18 protein-coding genes and 5 tRNA genes are annotated in these 20188 nt (G+C 69.8%); 9 read left to right on the top strand and 14 right to left on the bottom strand.

Annotated features, from left to right (window positions below; translation table 11 throughout):
• Positions 1–48: 48 nt before the first annotated feature.
• The 4 genes from OHB00_RS35600 to leuC form a co-directional block, all read right to left on the bottom strand.
• A complete protein-coding gene (locus tag OHB00_RS35600) occupies positions 49–687 on the bottom strand; it encodes an HU family DNA-binding protein (protein WP_406440983.1) in 639 nt (212 codons plus the stop codon).
• 140 nt (positions 688–827) lie between these two features.
• Complete coding sequence (locus OHB00_RS35595) at positions 828–1058, bottom strand: hypothetical protein (RefSeq protein WP_406440981.1); 231 nt, start codon at positions 1056–1058, stop codon at positions 828–830.
• Between the two features lie 288 nt (positions 1059–1346).
• Positions 1347–1940 (bottom strand): 3-isopropylmalate dehydratase small subunit, encoded by a 594-nt coding sequence (gene leuD, locus OHB00_RS35590; RefSeq protein WP_406440979.1) that lies wholly within the window; start codon positions 1938–1940, stop codon positions 1347–1349.
• A 6-nt stretch (positions 1941–1946) separates the two neighbouring features.
• A complete protein-coding gene (gene leuC, locus OHB00_RS35585; RefSeq protein ID WP_406440978.1) occupies positions 1947–3371 on the bottom strand; it encodes a 3-isopropylmalate dehydratase large subunit in 1425 nt (474 codons plus the stop codon).
• Between the two features lie 205 nt (positions 3372–3576).
• On the opposite strand from leuC, the gene ndgR reads away from it, so the two are divergent.
• Complete coding sequence (gene ndgR / locus OHB00_RS35580) at positions 3577–4293, top strand: IclR family transcriptional regulator NdgR (protein ID WP_089098541.1); 717 nt, start codon at positions 3577–3579, stop codon at positions 4291–4293.
• Between the two features lie 270 nt (positions 4294–4563).
• On the opposite strand, the gene OHB00_RS35575 is transcribed toward ndgR, so the two are convergent.
• Positions 4564–5061, bottom strand: a complete 498-nt coding sequence (locus OHB00_RS35575; RefSeq protein WP_406440976.1) for a DUF4188 domain-containing protein — start codon at positions 5059–5061, stop codon at positions 4564–4566.
• An 81-nt stretch (positions 5062–5142) separates the two neighbouring features.
• On the opposite strand from OHB00_RS35575, the gene OHB00_RS35570 reads away from it, so the two are divergent.
• A complete protein-coding gene (locus tag OHB00_RS35570) occupies positions 5143–5787 on the top strand; it encodes a MerR family transcriptional regulator (protein ID WP_406440974.1) in 645 nt (214 codons plus the stop codon).
• A 54-nt stretch (positions 5788–5841) separates the two neighbouring features.
• Here the strand turns inward: OHB00_RS35570 and OHB00_RS35565 are convergent.
• The 6 genes from OHB00_RS35565 to OHB00_RS35540 all read right to left on the bottom strand — a co-directional run bounded on the left by OHB00_RS35565 (position 5842) and on the right by OHB00_RS35540 (position 7138).
• Positions 5842–5914: transfer RNA gene (locus OHB00_RS35565), tRNA-Glu, on the bottom strand.
• Between the two features lie 28 nt (positions 5915–5942).
• Positions 5943–6014: transfer RNA gene (locus OHB00_RS35560), tRNA-Gln, on the bottom strand.
• Between the two features lie 21 nt (positions 6015–6035).
• Positions 6036–6108, bottom strand: a tRNA-Glu gene (locus tag OHB00_RS35555).
• Between the two features lie 28 nt (positions 6109–6136).
• Positions 6137–6209: transfer RNA gene (locus OHB00_RS35550), tRNA-Glu, on the bottom strand.
• Positions 6210–6230: 21 nt separating this feature from the next.
• Positions 6231–6302 (bottom strand) — tRNA-Gln (locus OHB00_RS35545).
• A gap of 92 nt (positions 6303–6394) precedes the next feature.
• Positions 6395–7138, bottom strand: coding sequence for an HAD family hydrolase (locus tag OHB00_RS35540; RefSeq protein ID WP_406440972.1), 744 nt, complete (start codon positions 7136–7138; stop codon positions 6395–6397).
• A 37-nt stretch (positions 7139–7175) separates the two neighbouring features.
• On the opposite strand from OHB00_RS35540, the gene OHB00_RS35535 reads away from it, so the two are divergent.
• Positions 7176–7460, top strand: coding sequence for a type II toxin-antitoxin system RelE/ParE family toxin (locus OHB00_RS35535; protein ID WP_406440970.1), 285 nt, complete (start codon positions 7176–7178; stop codon positions 7458–7460).
• A gap of 59 nt (positions 7461–7519) precedes the next feature.
• Here the strand turns inward: OHB00_RS35535 and gltX are convergent, their stop codons facing one another.
• The 3 genes from gltX to OHB00_RS35520 all read right to left on the bottom strand — a co-directional run bounded on the left by gltX (position 7520) and on the right by OHB00_RS35520 (position 10095).
• A complete protein-coding gene (gene gltX / locus OHB00_RS35530; protein ID WP_406440968.1) occupies positions 7520–9004 on the bottom strand; it encodes a glutamate--tRNA ligase in 1485 nt (494 codons plus the stop codon).
• Positions 8997–9782 (bottom strand): fumarylacetoacetate hydrolase family protein, encoded by a 786-nt coding sequence (locus tag OHB00_RS35525; RefSeq protein WP_406440966.1) that lies wholly within the window; start codon positions 9780–9782, stop codon positions 8997–8999. The genes gltX and OHB00_RS35525 overlap by 8 nt, the downstream gene beginning before the upstream one ends.
• Before the next feature lie 124 nt (positions 9783–9906).
• The gene (locus OHB00_RS35520; RefSeq protein ID WP_406440964.1) at positions 9907–10095 is read right to left on the bottom strand and encodes a hypothetical protein; all 189 of its coding nucleotides are present in this window, start codon (positions 10093–10095) and stop codon (positions 9907–9909) included.
• A 566-nt stretch (positions 10096–10661) separates the two neighbouring features.
• On the opposite strand from OHB00_RS35520, the gene OHB00_RS35515 reads away from it, so the two are divergent.
• The 6 genes from OHB00_RS35515 (at position 10662) to OHB00_RS35490 (ending at position 20093) form a co-directional block, all read left to right on the top strand.
• The gene (locus OHB00_RS35515) at positions 10662–14510 is read left to right on the top strand and encodes a nitrate- and nitrite sensing domain-containing protein (protein WP_406440962.1); all 3849 of its coding nucleotides are present in this window, start codon (positions 10662–10664) and stop codon (positions 14508–14510) included.
• A 9-nt stretch (positions 14511–14519) separates the two neighbouring features.
• A complete protein-coding gene (locus OHB00_RS35510; RefSeq protein WP_121890767.1) occupies positions 14520–14933 on the top strand; it encodes a roadblock/LC7 domain-containing protein in 414 nt (137 codons plus the stop codon).
• A 110-nt stretch (positions 14934–15043) separates the two neighbouring features.
• Complete coding sequence (locus OHB00_RS35505) at positions 15044–15442, top strand: DUF742 domain-containing protein (protein ID WP_019058642.1); 399 nt, start codon at positions 15044–15046, stop codon at positions 15440–15442.
• Positions 15423–15998 (top strand): ATP/GTP-binding protein, encoded by a 576-nt coding sequence (locus tag OHB00_RS35500; protein ID WP_046729249.1) that lies wholly within the window; start codon positions 15423–15425, stop codon positions 15996–15998. Before OHB00_RS35505 ends, OHB00_RS35500 begins: the two co-directional genes overlap by 20 nt.
• Before the next feature lie 392 nt (positions 15999–16390).
• Entirely contained in the window at positions 16391–19669 is a 3279-nt protein-coding gene (locus tag OHB00_RS35495; RefSeq protein WP_406440959.1) for a nitrate- and nitrite sensing domain-containing protein, read from the top strand.
• 10 nt (positions 19670–19679) lie between these two features.
• Entirely contained in the window at positions 19680–20093 is a 414-nt protein-coding gene (locus OHB00_RS35490; RefSeq protein WP_005479603.1) for a roadblock/LC7 domain-containing protein, read from the top strand.
• The last annotated feature ends 95 nt before the right edge of the window (positions 20094–20188 follow it).

Below are 20188 nucleotides of genomic sequence, written 5' to 3'. Positions count from 1 at the left end.
TCCCCCAGGGAATCCGGCCCGTCGCGTGAGTATCCCGGCGCCCCGCCCTCAGCGAGCGGCCGTCGTCTTCTTCGCCGTGGCCTTGCGAGCCGTCGACTTCTTGGCCGGCGCCTTCTTGGCGGTGACCTTCTTGGCCGGCGCCTTCTTCGCGGCCGTCTTCTTCGCCGTGGCCGTGGTCTTCTTCGCCGCCCCCGTCGTCTTCTTGGCCGTGGTCTTCTTCGCGGCGGCTGCCGTGGTCTTCTTCGCCGTCGTCGTCTTCTTCGCGGCGGCCGTGGTCTTCTTCGCCGCCCCCGTCGTCTTCCTGGCGGTGGTCTTCTTCGCCGCGGCCTTCTTGACCGTCGCCGAAGCGGCGCCGGTCAGGCTGCCCTTGGGCGCCTTCTTGACCGAGACCTCGCCGCCGCGCGGGAGCTTCTTGGAGCCGCTCACCAGATCCTTGAAGCCCTGGCCGGCACGGAAGCGCGGCACGGAGGTCTTCTTGACCCGAACCCGCTCGCCCGTCTGGGGGTTACGGGCGTAGCGGGCGGGGCGGTCCACCTTCTCGAAGGACCCGAAGCCGGTGACCGAGACCCGCTCACCCGCGACGACCGCGCGGACGATGGCGTCCAGGACATGGTCGACAGCATCGGCGGCCTGCTGGCGGCCGCCCATCTTGTCGGCAATCGCTTCTACGAGCTGCGCCTTGTTCACGTCTTCCCCTTCGGAGACATCGCCAGAACGAATGTGTTCAAGCTTTTTCGCACGTTAGGCAGATATATACCGCAAATCAAACACGAAACGGGCTTATCACCCTCGTGCCGCAACGGATTCGGCCTGCTCGTACGGTCCGGTCAGCGGTCCTCTTCGGGGATTCGCCCCGCGTCGAGGTCCTCGTTGAACCGTTCGAGCCGCCTTGCCGCGTCGACGACGTCGTGTTTGGCCGCGGCCGTAATGACCAGCAGCTTCCGGGTCAGCGCCATCCGTACGCCCTCCGGGACTTGCAGTGCGCGCACTTTTGTGTGCGCTTCCTTGAGTTGGCCCGCGACCGCCGCATAGAGCTGGAGTTGGCCGTCGTGTTCCATGCACAGATTGTGCCATCTGGGGCGAGTTGTCGCCTGCGCAGGGTGCAACTGCCGCCTCAAATGGCCTTCCGAGCACTTGCGGAAGCCACGGACACAGCACTCACTTACCCCGACAACATCCGCCCTAACGTGGGAAGTTGGCAAGACCTGCGACAACGCGAGCGCCCGTTCGGGTGCAGACATGGCTGTACCCCCAATCGTGGCGATCGGGGGTACAGGCGGAGTGTTGCGGTGGCTGAAACCAGCCGTATTCAGATGTGGCGGTTCACGCCCGAAGCGGGCTCCGGCTCAGACCTGCAGCGTCCTCGGCTTGTACGACGGCCGCTTGGCCTCGTACGCGGCGATGTCCGCCTCGTCCCGGAGGGTGATGGAGATGTCGTCCAGGCCGTTCAGCAGCCGCCAGCGGGAGTTCTCGTCCAGCTCGAAGGAGGCGGTGACGCCCTCGGCGCGCACCTCGCGGTTCTCCAGGTCGACGGTGATCTCGACCTCGGGGTCGTTCTCGGAGAGCTCCTGCAGCGCCTCCACGATCTTCTGGTCCAGGACCACCGTGAGCAGGCCGTTCTTCAGCGAGTTGCCCCGGAAGATGTCGGCGAAGCGGGAGGAGATCACGGTCTTGAAGCCGTAGTTCTGCAGCGCCCAGACCGCGTGCTCACGGGAGGAGCCGGTGCCGAAGTCGGGGCCGGCCACCAGGACGGTGGCACCCTGCCGCTCGGGGCGGTTGAGGATGAAGTTCTCGTCCTTGCGCCAGGCCTCGAACAGACCGTCCTCGAAGCCGTCCCGGGTCACCTTCTTGAGCCAGTGAGCAGGGATGATCTGGTCGGTGTCGACGTTGGAGCGGCGCAGCGGGACGGCCCGGCCGGTGTGCGTGGTGAATGCTTCCATGGCTGATCAGACTCCAGCGGGCGTACGAGCGTCGGACAGGTCGGCCGGGGAGGCCAGGTGGCCCAGGACGGCGGTTGCGGCCGCGACCTGCGGCGACACCAGGTGGGTGCGGCCGCCCTTGCCCTGCCGGCCCTCGAAGTTGCGGTTGGAGGTGGACGCGGAGCGCTCACCGGGGGCCAGCTGGTCGGGGTTCATGCCGAGGCACATCGAGCAGCCCGCGTGCCGCCATTCGGCGCCGGCCTCCTTGAAGACCACGTCCAGGCCCTCGGAGACTGCCTGCAGACCGACCCGCGCGGAGCCGGGGACGACCAGCATCCGTACGCCGTCGGCGACTTTGCGGTCCTTGAGGATGTCGGCGGCGGCGCGCAGGTCCTCGATGCGGCCGTTGGTGCACGAGCCTACGAAGACGGTGTCCACGTTGATGGAGCGCAGCGGCTGGCCGGCCTCCAACCCCATGTACTCCAGGGCCTTTTCGGCGGCGAGGCGCTCCGAAGCGTCTTCGTACGAAGCCGGGTCGGGGACGTCCGCCGAAAGCGGCGCGCCCTGGCCGGGGTTGGTGCCCCAGGTGACGAACGGCGACAGCGCGGCGGCGTCGATGTGCACCTCGGCGTCGAAGACCGCGTCGTCGTCGGTGCGCAGCGTCTTCCAGTACGCCACCGCCGCGTCCCAGTCCTCGCCCTCGGGGGCGTGGGCGCGGCCCTTCAGGTACGCGAAGGTGGTCTCGTCGGGGGCGATCATGCCCGCGCGGGCGCCGGCCTCGATCGACATGTTGCAGATGGTCATGCGGGCCTCCATCGAGAGCTTCTCGATGGCGGAGCCGCGGTACTCCAGGATGTAGCCCTGGCCGCCACCCGTGCCGATCTTGGCGATGATCGCCAGGATCAGGTCCTTGGCGGTGACGCCCTCGGGCAGCTCGCCGTCGACCGTGATGGCCATGGTCTTCGGGCGGGCCAGCGGCAGCGTCTGGGTGGCCAGCACGTGCTCCACCTGGGAGGTGCCGATGCCGAACGCCAGCGCGCCGAAGGCGCCGTGCGTGGAGGTGTGCGAGTCACCGCAGACGACCGTCGTGCCCGGCTGCGTCAGGCCCAGCTGCGGGCCGACGACGTGCACGACACCCTGCTCGACGTCGCCCAGCGGGTGCAGGCGCACCCCGAATTCGGCGCAGTTCTTGCGCAGCGTCTCCAGCTGGGCGCGGGACACGGGGTCCGCGATGGGCTTGTCGATGTCGAGGGTCGGGGTGTTGTGGTCCTCGGTCGCGATGGTGAGGTCGAGGCGGCGCACCTGGCGGCCGTTCTGGCGCAGCCCGTCGAAGGCCTGCGGGCTGGTCACCTCGTGCAGCAGGTGCAGATCGATGAAGAGGAGGTCGGGCTCGCCCTCGGCGCGCCGGACGACGTGGTCGTCCCAGACCTTCTCCGCGAGTGTCCTACCCATCGCTTTCCCTCCGGCCGGCAGACGTGCACCGGCCCAACTAGAGATCTTGAGGAAGCGGCTGCCCGTGTACCGGGCCCCTGAAGTCGTGGTTCCGGGCGTCCGCCGCCGGGCCCGTTGGTCTGCGGGCCACTGTGTGATTCCAGGGTGGCGCGTTCCACGGAAAATTGAACTTGCGTTTCACAGAGTGAGACGTGAGTATCGTTTCATGGACAACAGTAGCGGCGTCGGCGTTCTGGACAAGGCGGCCCTTGTCCTCAGCGCTCTGGAGTCCGGTCCGGCCACCCTCGCGGGTCTGGTCGGGGCCACCGGACTGGCACGACCCACGGCCCACCGACTGGCCGTGGCTCTGGAACACCACCGCATGGTGGCACGCGACATGCAGGGCCGTTTCATTCTCGGTCCGCGACTCGCGGAACTGGCCGCGGCGGCCGGAGAGGACCGCCTGCTGGCGACGGCCGGCCCGGTGCTCACGCATCTCCGTGACATCACCGGAGAGAGCGCGCAGCTCTATCGCCGCCAGGGCGACATGCGCATCTGCGTGGCCGCCGCGGAACGCCTGTCCGGCCTGCGGGACACGGTCCCGGTCGGCTCCACCCTCACGATGAAGGCCGGCTCCTCGGCACAGATCCTGATGGCCTGGGAGGAGCCGGAGCGGCTGCACCGCGGTCTCCAGGGCGCCCGCTTCACGGCGACGGCCCTCTCGGGCGTCCGCCGCCGCGGCTGGGCCCAGTCCATCGGGGAGCGCGAGCCGGGCGTCGCGTCGGTGTCGGCGCCGGTACGGGGGCCCTCCAACCGCGTGGTCGCCGCCGTCTCCGTCTCCGGCCCCATCGAGCGCCTGACCCGCCACCCCGGCCGCATGCACGCCCAGGCGGTCATCGACGCCGCCGCCCGCCTCTCCGAGGCCCTGCGCCGCACGGGCTGACAAACAGAGCTCCCGCCGAGGAGAGGCCGGCCTCAACGCCGCGGCAGGCCTTTCCCGACGGGAGCGAAACGCCCCGTAAGGGGCGCGGGCAACTGCGCGATCAGCCACACGCGACCCGCATCCTCCCAACCCTCCCACCGCGCGAAGCCACGGCGAGGAATGTGCCCCCACAGGCCGCCAGCCGTCCGCCACGCCGTCGTGGCCTGTCGCGCCCACGCGGCGGTAGCCGCATATCAAACACAGCCCCGCGCCCCCTGACGGGGCGCTCACTCACGCAGATCGATGGGCGAACCGGTCCTTCGCGTAGCGCCCCCGGCGCTCCACCGGTACCACTCCGCTCGCCGCGCCCAGGCCGAACTCCGGCATGTCGAAGTAGATCGACTCGTACGAGCCCTCGGGCGCGACGTACGTCTCGTGCCACAGGCCCACGTGCTGCCGCAGCTTCCCCGCCCGCTCCTTGCGGTTCACGATGCTCCACATCCCGTGGTGGAGCATGTCCGGCGAACTCGCGTACGCGTACAGCTTCTCCTTGGACTCCCAGTACTGGACGACGTAGTACGTCCGCGGTGAGGCCGTCAGCAGGATGCGCCCCAGCAGTCCACGGGCAGGGTCCCGCGCAAGCTCCCCCAGCATGCGGAACATCGACCGCATGACCGGGAACCACTGGTGCACCGCCCAGAAGTGGTTGATCCGCATGCCGATGAGCAGCACCACCACATCACCCTCGGCCGCCGCGGTCGTACGGCCCGGTACCGGCTTCGCGAACATGACCGTCCCCCTCATCAGATAGCGTCACTATCCTTCTGTCGATGCTTGGATAGTGGCACTTACCAAGGAGGCGCGCAAGACATGCGGCTTGCCCGGTTGAGCGAGCGCAGCGGGGTGTCCGCCGCGACGATCAAGTACTACCTGCGCGAGGGGCTGTTGCCGCCGGGCCGCCAGGTCAACGCCACGACCGCGGAGTACGGCGAGGAGCACCTGCGGCGGCTGCGGCTGGTGCGGGCGATGATCCAGGTGGGCCGGATCCCCGTGGCGACGGTCCGCGAGGTGCTCGGACACGTCGACGACGACTCGCTGGGCCGCACGATCCGGGTGGGCGCCGCCCTGTGGGCGCTGCCGCAGCTGCCGGAGCCGGACGAGGACGACGAGTACGTGCGGGCCGCGCACCGGGAGGCCCACGCCCTGCTGGACGTCCTCGGCTGGGAGAACGCCAGTCAGCTGACGACCATCTCCCCCGCGTACCGCCAGTTGGTGGTGGCGTTGGCCGCGTTCCGCCGGCTCGGCTACGACTGGGACGCGGAACTCCTCGTGACCCACGCGAAGTTGATGCACCAGGCGGCAATCGCCGACCTGGACTTCCTGGAGACGCATCCCTCGGAGGAGGAGAAGGTGGAGGCCGCGGTGGCCAGCGCGGTGCTGGTGGAGCCGATGCTCCAGGCACTGCACCGACTGGCCCAGGAGGAGGAGTCGGCCCGGCGCTACGGCTTCGAGTAGGGCGCCGTACGCCACGAGAAAGGCCCTCCGCCGAAGCGGAGGGCCTTTCGAACGTACCCCCGACCGGATTCGAACCGGCGCTACCGCCTTGAGAGGGCGGCGTGCTAGGCCGCTACACAACGGGGGCGTGGACACTGCGTTTCCGCAGGTCCGAGCTGGTCTACCTGGACTCGAACCAAGACTAACTGAACCAGAATCAGTCGTGCTGCCAATTACACCATAGACCAATGATGGTTTAGACCAGTTCGTACCCCCGACCGGATTCGAACCGGCGCTACCGCCTTGAGAGGGCGGCGTGCTAGGCCGCTACACAACGGGGGCCCTAGCGATCATCCGTGGAAGATCTCCGTACCCCCGACCGGATTCGAACCGGCGCTACTGCCTTGAGAGGGCAGCGTGCTAGGCCGCTACACAACGGGGGCTTTGCAGATGAGCTCTGCGAGCTGGCCTACCTGGACTCGAACCAAGACTAACTGAACCAGAATCAGTCGTGCTGCCAATTACACCATAGGCCACTGGAACGCAAGCCCCTGAGGGGATCTTGTTCTAGTTTTCGCGCCTCCGGTTCCGGCCTTTCGGCCCGCTCCCCGGCGGCGCAGGAAGAACATTACCTGAAGGTGGACGGGGCTCCAAAACGGGTATCGGCGCGGAGGATCGCGGGCAGTTCGGCGAGGGAGGCGATCCGGTGCGGGCCGAGGGATGGGTCGGCCCTGGTGGCCGGGCCCGCGGAGAGTCCGTAGCGGTCGATCCACACCGACAGCAGTCCGGCGTCGGCGGCGCCGCGCCCGTCGATCTCCGGGTGGTCCCCGACGTACGCGACCTGGTGCGGCGCGAGTTCCAGGGCCTCGCAGACCGCCAGGAAGGCGGCGGCAGCGGGCTTGGAGACGCCCAGTTCGGCGGCGCAGAGCACGGCCTCGAACCGGTCGTGGACGCCGAGCGTGCGCAGCTTGTGGTCCTGGACGTGCAGGCTGGAGTTGGAGAGCACGGCGTGCCGGTAGCCGGCCGCGAGGGCGTCCAGGGCGGGCAGGACGTCCGGGAAGAGGGCCCAGACGGCCTCGTAGTGCGTCCGGTACCGGCGGAACCAGTCGTCGGCCTCGGCGTCGGTCAGCCGCGCCTCCAGGAACACCCGCACCCGGTCGCGGCGCTGGCCCTCGAAGGAGACCTCGCCCGCCGAGAACCGCGCCCACTGCTGGTCGGTGATCTCCCGCCACCGCACCAGCGCCGCCTCCGCGCTCCCCCAGCCGGCGAGCAGCCCCTCCGCCGCCAGATGCGCCCGCATGCCCTCGCGGTCGGCGGTGGTGTAGTCGAAGAGGGTGTCGTCGACGTCCCAGACCACGGCGCGAATGCTCATGGCTGCGACAGTAGCGCGGGCTGTCATGCTGAGGGGCATGACCGAGTACCGCGTCCAGTTCACCGTCGAAGCGCGTGCGACGTACGACAACCTGCCCGAGGAGCGGCGGGCGCAGCTGGACAGGGCCGTGCGGGTACTCGCGCGTGACCCGTTCCGGAAGAACGCGACCGCCCCGCTGGGCCCGGCCGAGAATCTGCGCCGGGCCTATGTGACTCCCGGCATGATGCTGGAGTACGTGGTCGCGGGTCCCCGCATGGTCGTCGTCGTCCTGGAGGTCTTCGACGAGTTCGCGTACCTGGTCGACGAGGCCGATGCGGTCTGATGCCGACGCGTGAGGGGCGGCACCCGATCCGGGTGCCGCCCCTCACGCATGTCCCGGCGTCACGCCGCCAGCTTCGCCAGCGCCGCGTCGATCCTCGCCAGGGTCTTCTCCTTGCCCAGGACCTCCAGCGACTCGAAGAGCGGCAGGCCGACCGTGCGGCCGGTGACGGCCACCCGGACCGGGGCCTGGGCCTTGCCGAGCTTGAGGCCGTGGGCCTCGCCGGCGGCCAGGACGGCCTCCTTCAGGGACTCGGGGGAGGTCCAGTCGGCCGACTCCAGCCGCTCCCGGGCCGTGGCCAGAAGGGCGTCGCTGCCCTCCTTCATCGCCTTGGTCCAGGACGCCTCGTCCGCGACCGGCTCCGCCAGGAACAGGAAGTCGACGTTCTCGGTGATCTCCGAGAGGACCTTCAGACGGGTCTGCGCGTGCGGGGCGATCGCCTGCCACTTGGCCTCGTCGAAGTCCTCCGGGGCCCAGGGGGCGAAGGGAGCCTTCAGCCAGGGGGCGCAGCGCTCCGTGAAGTCCTTCACGTCCAGCAGCCGGATGTGGTCGGCGTTGATCGCCTCGCACTTCTTCAGGTCGAAGCGGGCCGGGTTGGGGTTCACGTCGGAGATGTCGAAGGCCGCGACCATCTCCTGGACCGTGAAGATGTCCTGGTCGGCGGAGAGCGACCAGCCCAGCAGGGAGAGGTAGTTGAGCAGGCCCTCGGGCAGGAAGCCCTGCTCGCGGTAGAGGTTCAGGGACGCCTGCGGGTCGCGCTTCGACAGCTTCTTGTTGCCCTCGCCCATGACGTAGGGGAGGTGACCGAAGGCCGGGATCTGCTTCGCGATGCCGAGCTCGGTCAGCGCCTTGTAGAGGGCGACCTGGCGCGGGGTGGAGGAGAGCAGGTCCTCGCCGCGCAGGACGTGGGTGATCTCCATCAGGGCGTCGTCGACCGGGTTGACCAGCGTGTACAGCGGGGCGCCGTTGGCCCGGACGATGCCGTAGTCCGGGACGTTCTCCGGGGTGAAGGTCAGCTCGCCGCGGACCAGGTCGGTGAAGGTGATCGTCTCGTCGGGCATCCGGAAGCGCACGATCGGCGTACGGCCCTGGGCCTTGTACTCCGCCACCTGCTCGGCGGTGAGGTCGCGGCAGTGGCCGTCGTAACCGGACGGCCTGCCGGCGGCGCGGGCGGCCTCGCGGCGGCTGTCCAGCTCCTCCTGGGAGCAGTAGCAGTGGTAGGCGTGGCCGGCGTCCAGCAGCTTGGCGGCGACGTCGGCGTAGATGTCCATGCGCTGCGACTGGCGGTACGGCGCGTGCGGGCCGCCGACCTCGGGGCCCTCGTCCCAGTCGAAGCCCAGCCAGCGCATCGCGTCGAGCAGCTGGTTGTACGACTCCTCCGAGTCGCGGGCCGCGTCGGTGTCCTCGATGCGGAAGACCAGGGTGCCCTGGTGGTGCCGGGCGAACGCCCAGTTGAACAAGGCGGTGCGGACCAGGCCCACGTGGGGGTTACCGGTGGGGGAAGGACAGAAACGTACGCGAACGGGAGTGCCGGGTGCGCTAGCCACGCTTGACAACCTTGTTGGTGAGAGTGCCGATGCCTTCGATGGTGACGGCGACCTCGTCGCCGACGTGGAGGGGGCCGACCCCTGCCGGGGTGCCGGTGAGGATGACGTCGCCGGGGAGCAGCGTCATGGCCTCGGTGATGTTGACGATCAGGTCCGCGATGGAGTGGATCATCTCGCTCGTTCGGCCGAGCTGGCGCTGTTCGCCGTCGACCGTGAGCTGGATCGTCAGGTCGGACGCGGTCGCGAGGTCCAGGTCCGTCTCCACCCAGGGGCCGAGCGGGCAGGAGGTGTCGAAGCCCTTGGCCCGGGCCCACTGCTTCTCGCGCTTCTGGACGTCGCGGGCGGTGACGTCGTTGGCGCAGGTGTAGCCGAGGATCACGTCCGCGACCCGCTCGCGCGGGACCTCGCGGCACATGCGGCCGATGACCACGGCCAGTTCGGCCTCGTGGTGGAGGTCCTGGGAGAAGGACGGGTACTGGATGTCGTCGCCGGGGCCGATCACCGAGGTGGACGGCTTGAAGAAGGCGAAGGGGGCGTCCGGGACCTCGTTGCCCAGCTCCTTCGCGTGCTCCGCGTAGTTGCGGCCGTAGGCGACGACCTTGTTGGGAAGCACCGGCGGGAGCAGCCGGACCTTGCTCAGCGGGACCTTCGTACCGGAGAGCTCGAAGTCCGCGAACGGAATGCCCTTGATGATGTCGAGGACGAGTTCGTCCTGCTTGTCGCCCTCGACGGCGCCGAAGGCGACGTTCCCGTCGATGGAGAACCTGGCGATGCGCACGGGATCCTGGCGCCCCTCACTGAGCCGGCTGGAGTCTGACGCTCCAGGCTAACGCGGTGAGGGGTGGCCGCCGCGGAATAACCCGGTCAACGGGTGGATGAGTGATCGCCGGCCGGGTCCCGTACTACTCCGCGACCGAGGTCCCGACGGGGATCTCCATGAGGATCGTGCGCCGGGGGTTGGCGGTCTGGGAGGGGAGATCCAGGGAGTGCTCGGGCAGCTCGGGGATCTGCAGTTCCTCGGCGTCCTTGAGGTGGGCGAGGGTGGTGCGGCGGGGGTTGGCTATGTTGTGGAACATCATCGTCGTCTTCACGGTTGCAGTGGACCCCGTCATGTGTGGGTTGGCAGAGACTTCCCTCTTGTAAAGCGCCAGGCTAAACATCGAATTCCCGGCCGAAGCCGCCAAGAGCCCTGCATCAGCATGTGAGTTTGCTCACGGGGGCATGGGCAAAGCGGTCATTTCGGGCCCACAACTCACCGCAACGAAACGGACATTGACGAACTGAAGCTGTCATTCCGCTCCTGATCATGGCGACTGGGACACGGTCCACGCGCCAGCAACTGACAGGGATACGTCCGGTATGTACGCGATCGGCTTCCACATCTCGTAACGTGTCACTCACACGCTGTCACAGAGGTCACAGCTCGGTCCACGGCCCTTGTTGGAGATCCGGCACTGTGCTGGAATTCCACGGACCGCCGCAGGATCGAGCCGGCGCGCAGGGGGCGCGAAAGCGCCGAGTGGCGGTGAGACAGGGGGAGCCAGCGCCGGTCACACTCACGACCACCAGGGGGCGCATTCAGGGCGCTCCCCGTACAACGCCGACACCGTGTCCTTCCGTTACCGGAAGGGCGCCTGGTCCAGAGGTTGCGACGCTAGTGCAGGGACGTTTCAAGAGGGATGGCAGCGCTCCGGCGGAGCCGGAGGCGCACGGCGGGACCGACCGCGGTTCCTCGCCCCAGCACGCCCAGAATCCGGGCCCGGCTCCGGCCGGTGGTGTGGGTGACGGCGGTGAGCGCTCCGGGCGCCCCGCCGTGTCGGCGTCTTCGGGCCCCCAGCCGGCCGCCGCTCCGCCGACTCCGGCGATCAAGCCCGCGAAGGGCCCGTCCAACCCCGGCTCGCGCCTGGCCCTGCGCAACTGGCGTATCTCCACGCGCCTGGTGTCGCTGCTCGCGCTCCCCGTGGTGGCGGCGACGACGCTGGGCGCGGTGCGCATCAACCAGTCGCTCGACGACATCCAGCAGCTCGACAACATGAAGCTGCTGACGGACATGACCAAGCAGGCGACCGAGCTGGCCGCCGCGCTCCAGAACGAGCGCGACGAGACGGCCGGTCCGCTGGCGCACGGCGCGTCGCCCACGAGCGTCGCGGTCAAGGGCTACGAGGACAAGACCGACCGCGCCCGCGACAACTTCCTCAACGCCTCCGAGGAAATCGACACCGCGAGCAAGAACGGTCAGCTCCAGGGCGTCCGCGACAGCCTCGTCGGCCTGGCCGGCCAGCTGGACGACCTGGCGAAGATCCGCAAGGACGCCTATCAGCAGAAGGAGAACTCGACCCAGACGGTCGAGGCCTACCACCGGCTGATCACCCAGCTGATCGACCTCTCGCAGGACATGGCGCAGGCCTCCAGCAACCCGGAGATGATCCAGCGCACCCGCGCCCTGGCGGCGTTCTCCACCGCCAAGGAGTACGCGTCGGTGCAGCGCGCCGTCATCGCCGCGGCCCTGCCGGCCAACGGCACGAGCGCCGGTGACCTCTCCGAGAACGACCGTCTGTACGGCGAGTCGGCCCAGGAGAGCGAGACCTCCGAGCTGACGATCTTCCGGAAGATCTACGCCGGCAACGCGGCCGACCTGCTCAGCCCGATCGACGGGAACAACCCGACGATCGAGGCCGCGGACACCTACGCCAAGCGTGCGCTCGGCGCCGAGAACGGTCTGAACGAGCTCAGCAGGCGGTCGTACCTCGACTGGGTCGACGACAGCTCGACCAAGATCGACCAGATGGAGAAGATCGAGCACACCCTGCTTGAGGACATGGAGCAGAAGGCGCGCGAGCTGCGCGCCTCCTCCGAGCAGTCGGCGATCATCTCCGGTGCGCTGATCCTGCTCGTCCTCGGTGTCTCGCTGGTCGGTGCCTTCATCGTGGCCCGGTCCATGATCCGCTCGCTGCGCCGCCTCCAGGAGACCGCCACCAAGGTCGCCCAGGACCGCCTGCCCGAGCTGGTCAAGCAGCTGTCCGAGTCCGACCCGCAGGACGTCGACACGTCCGTGGAGTCGGTCGGTGTGCACTCCCGGGACGAGATCGGCCAGGTGGCCGCGGCCTTCGACGACGTGCACCGCGAGGCGGTCCGCCTCGCCGCCGAGCAGGCCCTGCTGCGGGGCAACGTCAACGCGATGTTCACCAACCTCTCGCGGCGCTCCCAGGGCCTCATCCAGCGTCAGCTCTCGCTCATCTCCGAGCTGGAGTCCCGCGAGGCCGACCCGGACCAGCTGTCGTCCCTCTTCAAGCTCGACCACCTCGCGACGCGTATGCGCCGTAACGGTGAGAACCTCCTCGTCCTCGCCGGTGAGGAGCCCGGCCGCCGCTGGACCCGCCCGGTCCCGCTGGTCGACGTGCTCCGCGCCGCCGCCTCCGAGGTGGAGCAGTACGAGCGCATCGAACTGGCCGCCGTGCCGACCACCGAAGTGGCCGGCCGCGTGGTCAACGACCTCGTGCACCTGCTCGCCGAGCTCCTTGAGAACGCCACCTCGTTCTCCTCGCCGCAGACCAAGGTCAAGGTCACCGGTCACGCCCTGCCCGACGGGCGGGTGCTGATCGAGATCCACGACACCGGTATCGGCCTCTCCCCCGAGGACCTCGCCGCGATCAACGAGCGGCTCGCCTCGCCGCCCACCGTGGACGTCTCCGTCTCCCGCCGCATGGGTCTGTTCGTGGTCGGCCGGCTGTCCCAGCGGCACGGCATCCGCATCCAGCTGCGCCCCTCCGACTCCGGTGGTACGACCGCGCTGGTCATGCTCCCCGTCGACGTGGCCCAGGGCGGCAAGAAGCCCGCTCCCGGCAAGCCCGGCGCCCCGGCGCCGTCCGGCGGTCCGGCCTCCGCGCAGGCCGCGGCCGGTGCGGCCGCCGCCCGTCGTGGCAACGGCCAGGGCGGCGCCCCCGGTCCGCTCGGCGCGGGTGCCCCCGCCCCGGCGCTCGGCGGCGGTGCCGGCGCGGCCGGCGGCCGCGGTGGTGCCCTCGGTCCGGGTGCTCCCTCCGGTGGCGGGCTGCTCGGTGCCGGTGCGGGTCCGCGCGGCCAGGTCGGCGCCGGCCAGGGTCCCCGGGCGGCGCTGCCCGGCGCGGGCCCGAACGGCGGCCGTCCCGGTGCACAGGGCGGTGGCCGCGGCTCGCAGGGCCGGCCGAACCCGGGTGCCGGTGCCTTCGGCAACCAGGACGCGTTCGGCAACCCGCAGGACCCCTTCGGCGGTCCTGACGCCTTCGGCAACCGCGCCCCGGTCCCGCCGCAGCGCTCCGCGAACTCCTCCGACCAGGGCCGTCAGCCCCAGCTGCCGCCGCGCGGCGGTCCGCGGGCCGAGCTGCCCGGCGGCAACCCGCCGGCGGGCCGGCCCAGCTGGAGCGACGACAACGCCCAGCCACCGCTCTCCCGTGCCTCGCTGGACACCCCGCGCGGCCACGACGAGCAGGACCCGACCCACACCGCGCCGATGCCCCGCATCGACGACCGGCAGGACTACGGCGCCACCTCGCAGATGCCGGCGATCCCGCAGGCCCCGTCGACCGGCGAGTTCCCGCGCCCCGACTTCAACGCGCCGAACGGCACGCAGAACACCGGTTCGTTCCCGCGTCCCGGCACCACCGGCCCGCAGGACACCGGCTCGTTCCCGCGCCCGAACGTCAACGGCCAGCAGGACTCCGGCCAGTTCGTGCGCTCGGATGTCTTCGGGACGCCGGCCGGCCCGCAGAACGGCTCCCAGAACACCGGGCAGTTCGCCGCTCCCCAGGCCTACGACAACGGCTCCACCGGCCAGTTCGCCGCCCCGCCCTTCGACGGCGGCGCCACCGGGCAGCACTCCCTGCCCGGTCGCCAGAACGGCTACCCGGCCAACGGCCAGAACGGCAACGGACTTCACAACACGGGCCAGTTCGAGCGTCCGGGGACCAACGGCCGCGGCGTCGACTTCGGTGCGCCACAGCGTCCGCCGGTCCCGCCGGTCCGCCAGGAGCCGGAGGCGCTGCCGCCGGCCACCGGCCCCGGTGACGGTCGCACTCCGCTGTACGACACGCTGGAGACCAACTGGTTCCACGGCGGCCAGCAGGAGCAGCAGCGCCCGCAGAGCAACGGCAACGGAGCGGCGATTCCGCCGGTCCCGCCGGTGCCCACCCAGCCGCCGGCGCCCGCCGCCGCGGCCCCCCAGCGTCCCGCCCAGGCTTCCTGGCGCACCTCCCCGAACGACGACCTCGTCCGGCAGGCGGAGCGCGTACGGCAGCCGGCGGCGGGCGGCGTCACCACTTCCGGTCTGCCGCGCCGGGTGCCCCGGGCGAACCTCGTTCCGGGCACGGCTCAGCAGCAACAGCACCACACAGGTCCGCAGGTCTCGCGTTCGCCTGACGACGTCCGCGGCCGGCTGACCAATCTCCGTCGGGGTATCGCACAGGGTCGACAGGCCGGCACCGGCCCGCAGACCGGCACTTTCCCGAGCCCCACTCACCAGCAGGAGCGTTAGTTGAGTCCGATGAGCCAGGCGGCACAGAACCTCAACTGGTTGATCACCAACTTCGTGGACAACACCCCAGGGGTGTCCCACACCGTCGTCGTGTCCGCCGACGGTCTCCTTCTGGCGATGTCCGAAGGCTTCCCACGTGACCGTGCCGACCAGCTGGCGGCCGTCGCGTCCGGACTCACCTCGCTGACGGCCGGGGCCTCCCGGATCTTCGAGGGCGGCGACGTGGCGCAGACGGTCGTCGAGATGGAACGCGGCTTTCTCTTCCTGATGTCCATCTCCGACGGCTCGTCCCTCGCCGTGCTGGCCCACCCGGAGTGCGACATCGGCCTCGTCGGCTACGAGATGGCGCTCCTGGTCGACCGCGCGGGCGCGGTCCTCACCCCAGACCTGCGCGCCGAACTGCAAGGCAGTCTGCTCCACTGACCGCCCGGATCCAACCCGCCTCACCAAATCACCGTCCGGCCGCCACAATCCCCCCACCGGCCACGTCCGACGGCTAGCCCGACCGACTTGCTGTCCCGCCCGGAGGAACGATGACCCCGCCCACCGCCTCTCATGATCCGTACGCGGAGCCGTACGGGGACGAGGGCGACCAGCCGCTGGTACGTCCTTACGCGATGACCGGCGGCCGGACCCGGCCGCGCTACCAGCTCGCCATCGAGGCGCTGATCAGCACCACGGCCGACCCGGCAGCGCTCATGGGGCTGCTCCCGGAGCACCAGCGCATCTGCCACCTGTGCCGCGAGGTGAAGTCGGTGGCCGAGGTCTCGGCGCTGCTGGCCATGCCGCTCGGTGTGGCCCGGATCCTGGTGGCCGACCTCGCCGAGGCCGGCCTGGTCGCCATCCACCAGCCGGGCGGCGACGAGAACAACGGCGGCGCACCGGACGTGACGCTGCTCGAAAGGGTGCTCAGTGGACTTCGCAAGCTCTGACGGAGGCCGGGCCACCACCTCCGCGAAGATCGTGGTGGCGGGCGGCTTCGGCGTCGGCAAGACCACGTTCGTGGGAGCGGTCTCCGAGATCAACCCGCTGCGCACGGAGGCCGTGATGACGTCCGCCTCGGCGGGCATCGACGACCTGACGCACACCGGGGACAAGACCACCACCACGGTGGCCATGGACTTCGGCCGTATCACGCTCGACCAGGACCTGATCCTGTACCTGTTCGGCACGCCCGGCCAGGACCGCTTCTGGTTCATGTGGGACGACCTGGTACGCGGCGCCATCGGCGCTGTCGTGCTCGTGGACACCCGGCGGCTCGCCGACTGCTTCCCGGCGGTGGACTACTTCGAGAACAGCGGTCTGCCGTTCGTCATCGCGCTCAACGGCTTCGACGGGCACCAGCCCTACACTCCCGAAGAGGTACGCGAGGCACTCCAGATCGGACCGGACGCGCCGATCATCACGACCGACGCCCGGCACCGTGCCGACGCGAAGAGCGCGCTGATCACGCTGGTGGAGCACGCCCTCATGGCGCGTCTGCGGTAGCCGCGGCGCGGTACCCAAATCAGTCATGATGTACGGCAGTTGTCGTATGGAAACCGGAGCCGGCTGTGGCCTTTGACACGGTCGGCTCCGGTGTTCATAACGTTTCGGCAGAGGAATCCGGTGGTATCGCCACGCGTCGCGGTCGCGCGGTGCCGCTGCGCTCACAATGGCCCCGCCTTTTGGCGGGGCTCGCTCTTTATGACCGTTTTATCTGGGGCTTACATCATCGCGCTCTGCCCCAACGGACTGTTTGGAAGTGCACCGGCCCCCGTGCTGGAATGCCTGAACTGCCCAATAGTCAAAGACGTACTGAGTAGTGGTCTGTGACACACCGGGCTCTGAGAGACTGCGGCACGACGACAGGTGCCCGCCGCCGAGAGGTTGTTGGTCGAGTGAGGCGAAGCAAGAACGGTCCCGAGCCGTCGGCACGGGGCAACTTCACCCCGCCGCCGCGCGCTGCGGCGCCCACCCCTGTGCCAGCCGCGGAACCACCGGCCGCGCCCGCGAAGAGCGGCGGCCGTTTCTCGCCGCGGAACTGGCGAGTGCCGACCAGGCTGAACGCGATCCTGCTCATACCCGTGGCCGTCGGCCTGGTCATGGGCGGCTTCCAGGTGAAGAGCTCGATCGACACCTGGCAGGACGCCCGGGACGCGGAGAACACCGCCCGCCTGGTCCGCGCGGCCCTCACCTACGGCGACGCCCTCTACAACGAGCGTGACGTCAGCGCGGCACCGCTGCTCCTGAACAAGGACAAGGCGACGGTCACCCAGGCGCGCACCGCGACCGACAAGGCCGCCGACGCCTTCGACGCCGCCGCGCAGAACATGCCGCAGAAGGCCGGCCTGGAGCGCCGCCTGAAGCTGTTCCGCGAGACCGAGCCCAAACTCACGGACCTGCGTGCCGCCGCGTACACCAGCAAGCTCTCCGGTGTGCAGACCGAAGAGGGCTACACCCAGATCGCGCACCCGCTGATGGAGTTCGCCAACGAGCTCGGTCTGGGCACCGGAAACATCACCTCCTACGGCCGTACCGTCTACGCCATCTCGCTCACCAAGGCGGCTCTGTCGCTGGAGCGGTCGATCGGCATGCACCTGCTGGTCAAGCCCGGCCCGGACGCCGGCAACCTGGCCACCCAGCGGGTCGCCCTCTCCTCGTACGCCTACCTCGAAGGCATCGCCGTCGAGGAGTACGTCGGTGGTGGTACCGAAGCCGACGCGCAGAAGCTGACCGACCTCGAAAAGAAGATCAAGACCGACGGCGCGGCGCTGGTCCAGCAGGCCAAGGCCAAGGACCCGAACTACGTGGCTCCGCCGTCCAAGACCACCACGATGGTCTCGGCACTGGCGACGCTGCAGAACACCGACCCCGCCACCCGCCAGGCGCTGGCCGCCCAGGGCATCACCGCCGAGAACTGGTGGACGGTCAACACCCTCAAGTACCAGGCCTACCGCACCATCGAGTCGGACATGGCCGACAAGGCGGTGAGCGAGGCCTCCGACATCGCCGACGGCGCCAAGACGGACGCGTTCATCACCGCCGCCGCGGTCATGGTCGCGCTGCTCGCCGCGTTCATCCTGGCCGGCATGGTGGCCCGCCAGATGTCCCGCTCGATGCGCCAGCTGCGCAACGCCGCCTTCGGCATCGCCGAGCAGCGGCTGCCGATGCTGGTCGACCAGCTCTCCCGCACCGACCCCGGCCGGGTCGACACCCGGGTGGCACCGATCCCGATCACGACCACCGACGAGATCGGCGAAGTCGCCCGCGCGTTCGACCAGGTCCACCGCGAGGCCGTCCGGCTCGCCGCCGAGCAGGCCCTGCTGCGGGGCAACATCAACGCGATCTTCACCAACCTGTCGCGCCGCAACCAGTCGCTGATCGAGGGCCAGCTGACCCTGATCACCGACCTGGAGAACAACGAGGCCGACCCGGATCAGCTGGAGAACCTCTTCAAGCTGGACCACCTCGCGACCCGTATGCGCCGCAACGGCGAGAACCTCCTGGTCCTCGCCGGCGAGGAGCCCGGCCGCCGCTGGGACCAGCCGGTCCCGCTGGTCGACGTGCTGCGCGCCGCCTCCTCCGAGGTGGAGCAGTACGAGCGCATCGAGCTCTCCGGCGTCCCGGAGGCCGAGATCCACGGCCGCGCCGTGACCGACCTCGTGCACCTGCTCGCCGAGCTCCTGGAGAACGCCACCACGTTCTCCTCCCCGCAGACCAAGGTCCGCGTCACCGCGACCCGTCTCCCCGACGGCCGCGTGATGATCGAGATCCACGACAAGGGCATCGGCCTCACCGCCGAGGACTTCGCGGACATCAACCACAAGCTGGCCAACCCGCCGACCGTGGACGCCGCGATCTCCCAGCGCATGGGCCTCTTCGTGGTCGGCCGGCTGTCCGACCGGCATGGCATCCGGGTCCAGCTGCGCCCCTCCGGCGAGCAGGCCGGCACCACCTCGCTGGTCATGCTGCCGGACGCGATCACGCACGGCGGTGGCGGCGAACAGCTACTGGATCGCGATGAGTTCACCGTCTCGCAGATCATCCCGGAGCAGCAGTTCCAGGCCGAGAGCTTCAGCCAGCCGCAGCTCCAGCCGATGCGTACGGCGGCCGAGCTCGGCTTCGACGACAGCCGCTACGTGGAAGTCCCCGACGACATCCGCGACCTCGACCCCGTGGGCCGCTCCCTGATGCGCGAGGAGCGCCGTGCGGCCCTGGAGGCCCAGTCGCAGACCCCGCAGGGCACAGAGCTCCCCCAGGCCCCGCAGGAGACCACGGAGATCCCGGCGTACGCCGACGAGTTCGACAGCGGCCGGCAGGGCTACGGCACGAACGGTACGGGCTTCCAGGAGCAGCCCACGGGCTACGACGGGCAGCCGGCGTACCAGGAGCAGCCACAGAGCACGTACGACGAGCAGTACTACGCGCCGAACGGCGGCCTGCCGCAGAACGACGCGTTCTCGGCCGACGCCTTCACGCCCGACCCGTTCTCCGTCAACGGCGGCTACCCGGAGCCCGCCTACCAGGAGCCGGTCCAGGAGGAGCCCGCGGCCGCGCAGCCCGCCGCCGAGGCGTTCCCGGCCTTCGGCGAGCAGCCTTACCAGGACGACTGGCCGCAGCAGGACGGTTACCGGAACGGCTACCCGGCCCAGTACGCTCCGGAAGCGGAGTCGGTGCAGGCCGGTGACGTGGACGAGCGGAACCGCGTAGGCTTCGACCGTCCGGGAGCGGCCCCCTCCGCCGGCCACCAGCTGACCGACGCGGGACTGCCCCGCCGGGGCTCCGCCGGCGGCACGGGCGGCCAGAACGGCGCGGGTCCCGTGCAGCACACTCCGGCTGCGGCCCCGGCACCGGCGGCCTCGACTCCGGGGCCGGGCGGCGACAGCTCCTGGCGTTCGCAGAACGACGAGCGCTGGCAGCAGGCCTCCCAGCTGCGCAAGCCCAAGGCGGGCGGGGTCACCTCCTCCGGCCTGCCGAGGCGGGTGCCCAAGGCCAACCTGGTCGAGGGGGCCGCCGAGAGCACTCCCCAGGGAGGCCCACAGGTCTCCCGCGCCCCGGAGGACATCCGGGGCAGGCTGAGCAACCTGCGTCGCGGCGTCGAGCGCGGACGCAACGCAGGCAGTGAAACGAACGGCCAGGGCTTCGGTCCTGACAGCACCTACAACCAGGAGCGTTAGTGTGAGCCCGATGAGCCAGGCGGCACAGAACCTGAACTGGTTGATCACCAACTTCGTGGACAACACCCCGGGGGTGTCCCACACGGTGGTGGTCTCCGCCGACGGACTCCTTCTGGCGATGTCCGAAGGCTTCCCCCGCGACCGCGCCGACCAGCTCGCGGCCGTCGCCTCCGGTCTGACGTCTCTGACGGCAGGCGCCTCCCGGATTTTCGAGGGCGGCAGCGTGAATCAGACGGTTGTGGAGATGGAGCGGGGATTCCTCTTCATCATGTCCGTTTCCGACGGTTCCTCGCTGGCGGTCCTGGCACACCCGGAGGCCGACATCGGCCTCATTGGGTACGAGATGGCCCTTTTGGTGGACCGCGCGGGCACCGTTCTTACCCCGGATCTGCGTGCGGAACTCCAGGGAAGCCTTCTCAACTAATAGTCAGACGGTGCGTTTTGGCGTCCCGGGGCCGTAAGGTTTCGGGACGCGGCTCCACAAGGATGGGTGCCCGGCACGGTCGGAGGAGGAGAGAA

Origin of the sequence: Streptomyces sp. NBC_00631 (assembly GCF_045206895.1) — a bacterium.
Taxonomy (GTDB): domain Bacteria; phylum Actinomycetota; class Actinomycetes; order Streptomycetales; family Streptomycetaceae; genus Streptomyces.
The sequence above is the reverse complement of the archived record's forward strand: the minus strand, read 5'-3'. Positions and strand labels throughout refer to the sequence as shown.

Excerpts from the sequence above, each read along its gene's own strand:
- OHB00_RS35535 (WP_406440970.1), top strand. The coding sequence starts at position 7,176 with ATGACCGAGTACCGCGTCCAGTTCACCGTCGAAGCGCGTGCGACGTAC.
- OHB00_RS35505 (WP_019058642.1), top strand. The coding sequence starts at position 15,044 with ATGACCCCGCCCACCGCCTCTCATGATCCGTACGCGGAGCCGTACGGG.
- OHB00_RS35540 (WP_406440972.1), bottom strand. The coding sequence starts at position 7,138 with ATGAGCATTCGCGCCGTGGTCTGGGACGTCGACGACACCCTCTTCGAC.
- leuD (WP_406440979.1), bottom strand. The coding sequence starts at position 1,940 with ATGGAAGCATTCACCACGCACACCGGCCGGGCCGTCCCGCTGCGCCGC.
- OHB00_RS35510 (WP_121890767.1), top strand. The coding sequence starts at position 14,520 with ATGAGCCAGGCGGCACAGAACCTCAACTGGTTGATCACCAACTTCGTG.
- OHB00_RS35570 (WP_406440974.1), top strand. The coding sequence starts at position 5,143 with ATGCGGCTTGCCCGGTTGAGCGAGCGCAGCGGGGTGTCCGCCGCGACG.
- OHB00_RS35595 (WP_406440981.1), bottom strand. The coding sequence starts at position 1,058 with ATGGAACACGACGGCCAACTCCAGCTCTATGCGGCGGTCGCGGGCCAA.
- leuC (WP_406440978.1), bottom strand. The coding sequence starts at position 3,371 with ATGGGTAGGACACTCGCGGAGAAGGTCTGGGACGACCACGTCGTCCGG.
- OHB00_RS35490 (WP_005479603.1), top strand. The coding sequence starts at position 19,680 with ATGAGCCAGGCGGCACAGAACCTGAACTGGTTGATCACCAACTTCGTG.
- ndgR (WP_089098541.1), top strand. The coding sequence starts at position 3,577 with ATGGACAACAGTAGCGGCGTCGGCGTTCTGGACAAGGCGGCCCTTGTC.
- OHB00_RS35575 (WP_406440976.1), bottom strand. The coding sequence starts at position 5,061 with ATGTTCGCGAAGCCGGTACCGGGCCGTACGACCGCGGCGGCCGAGGGT.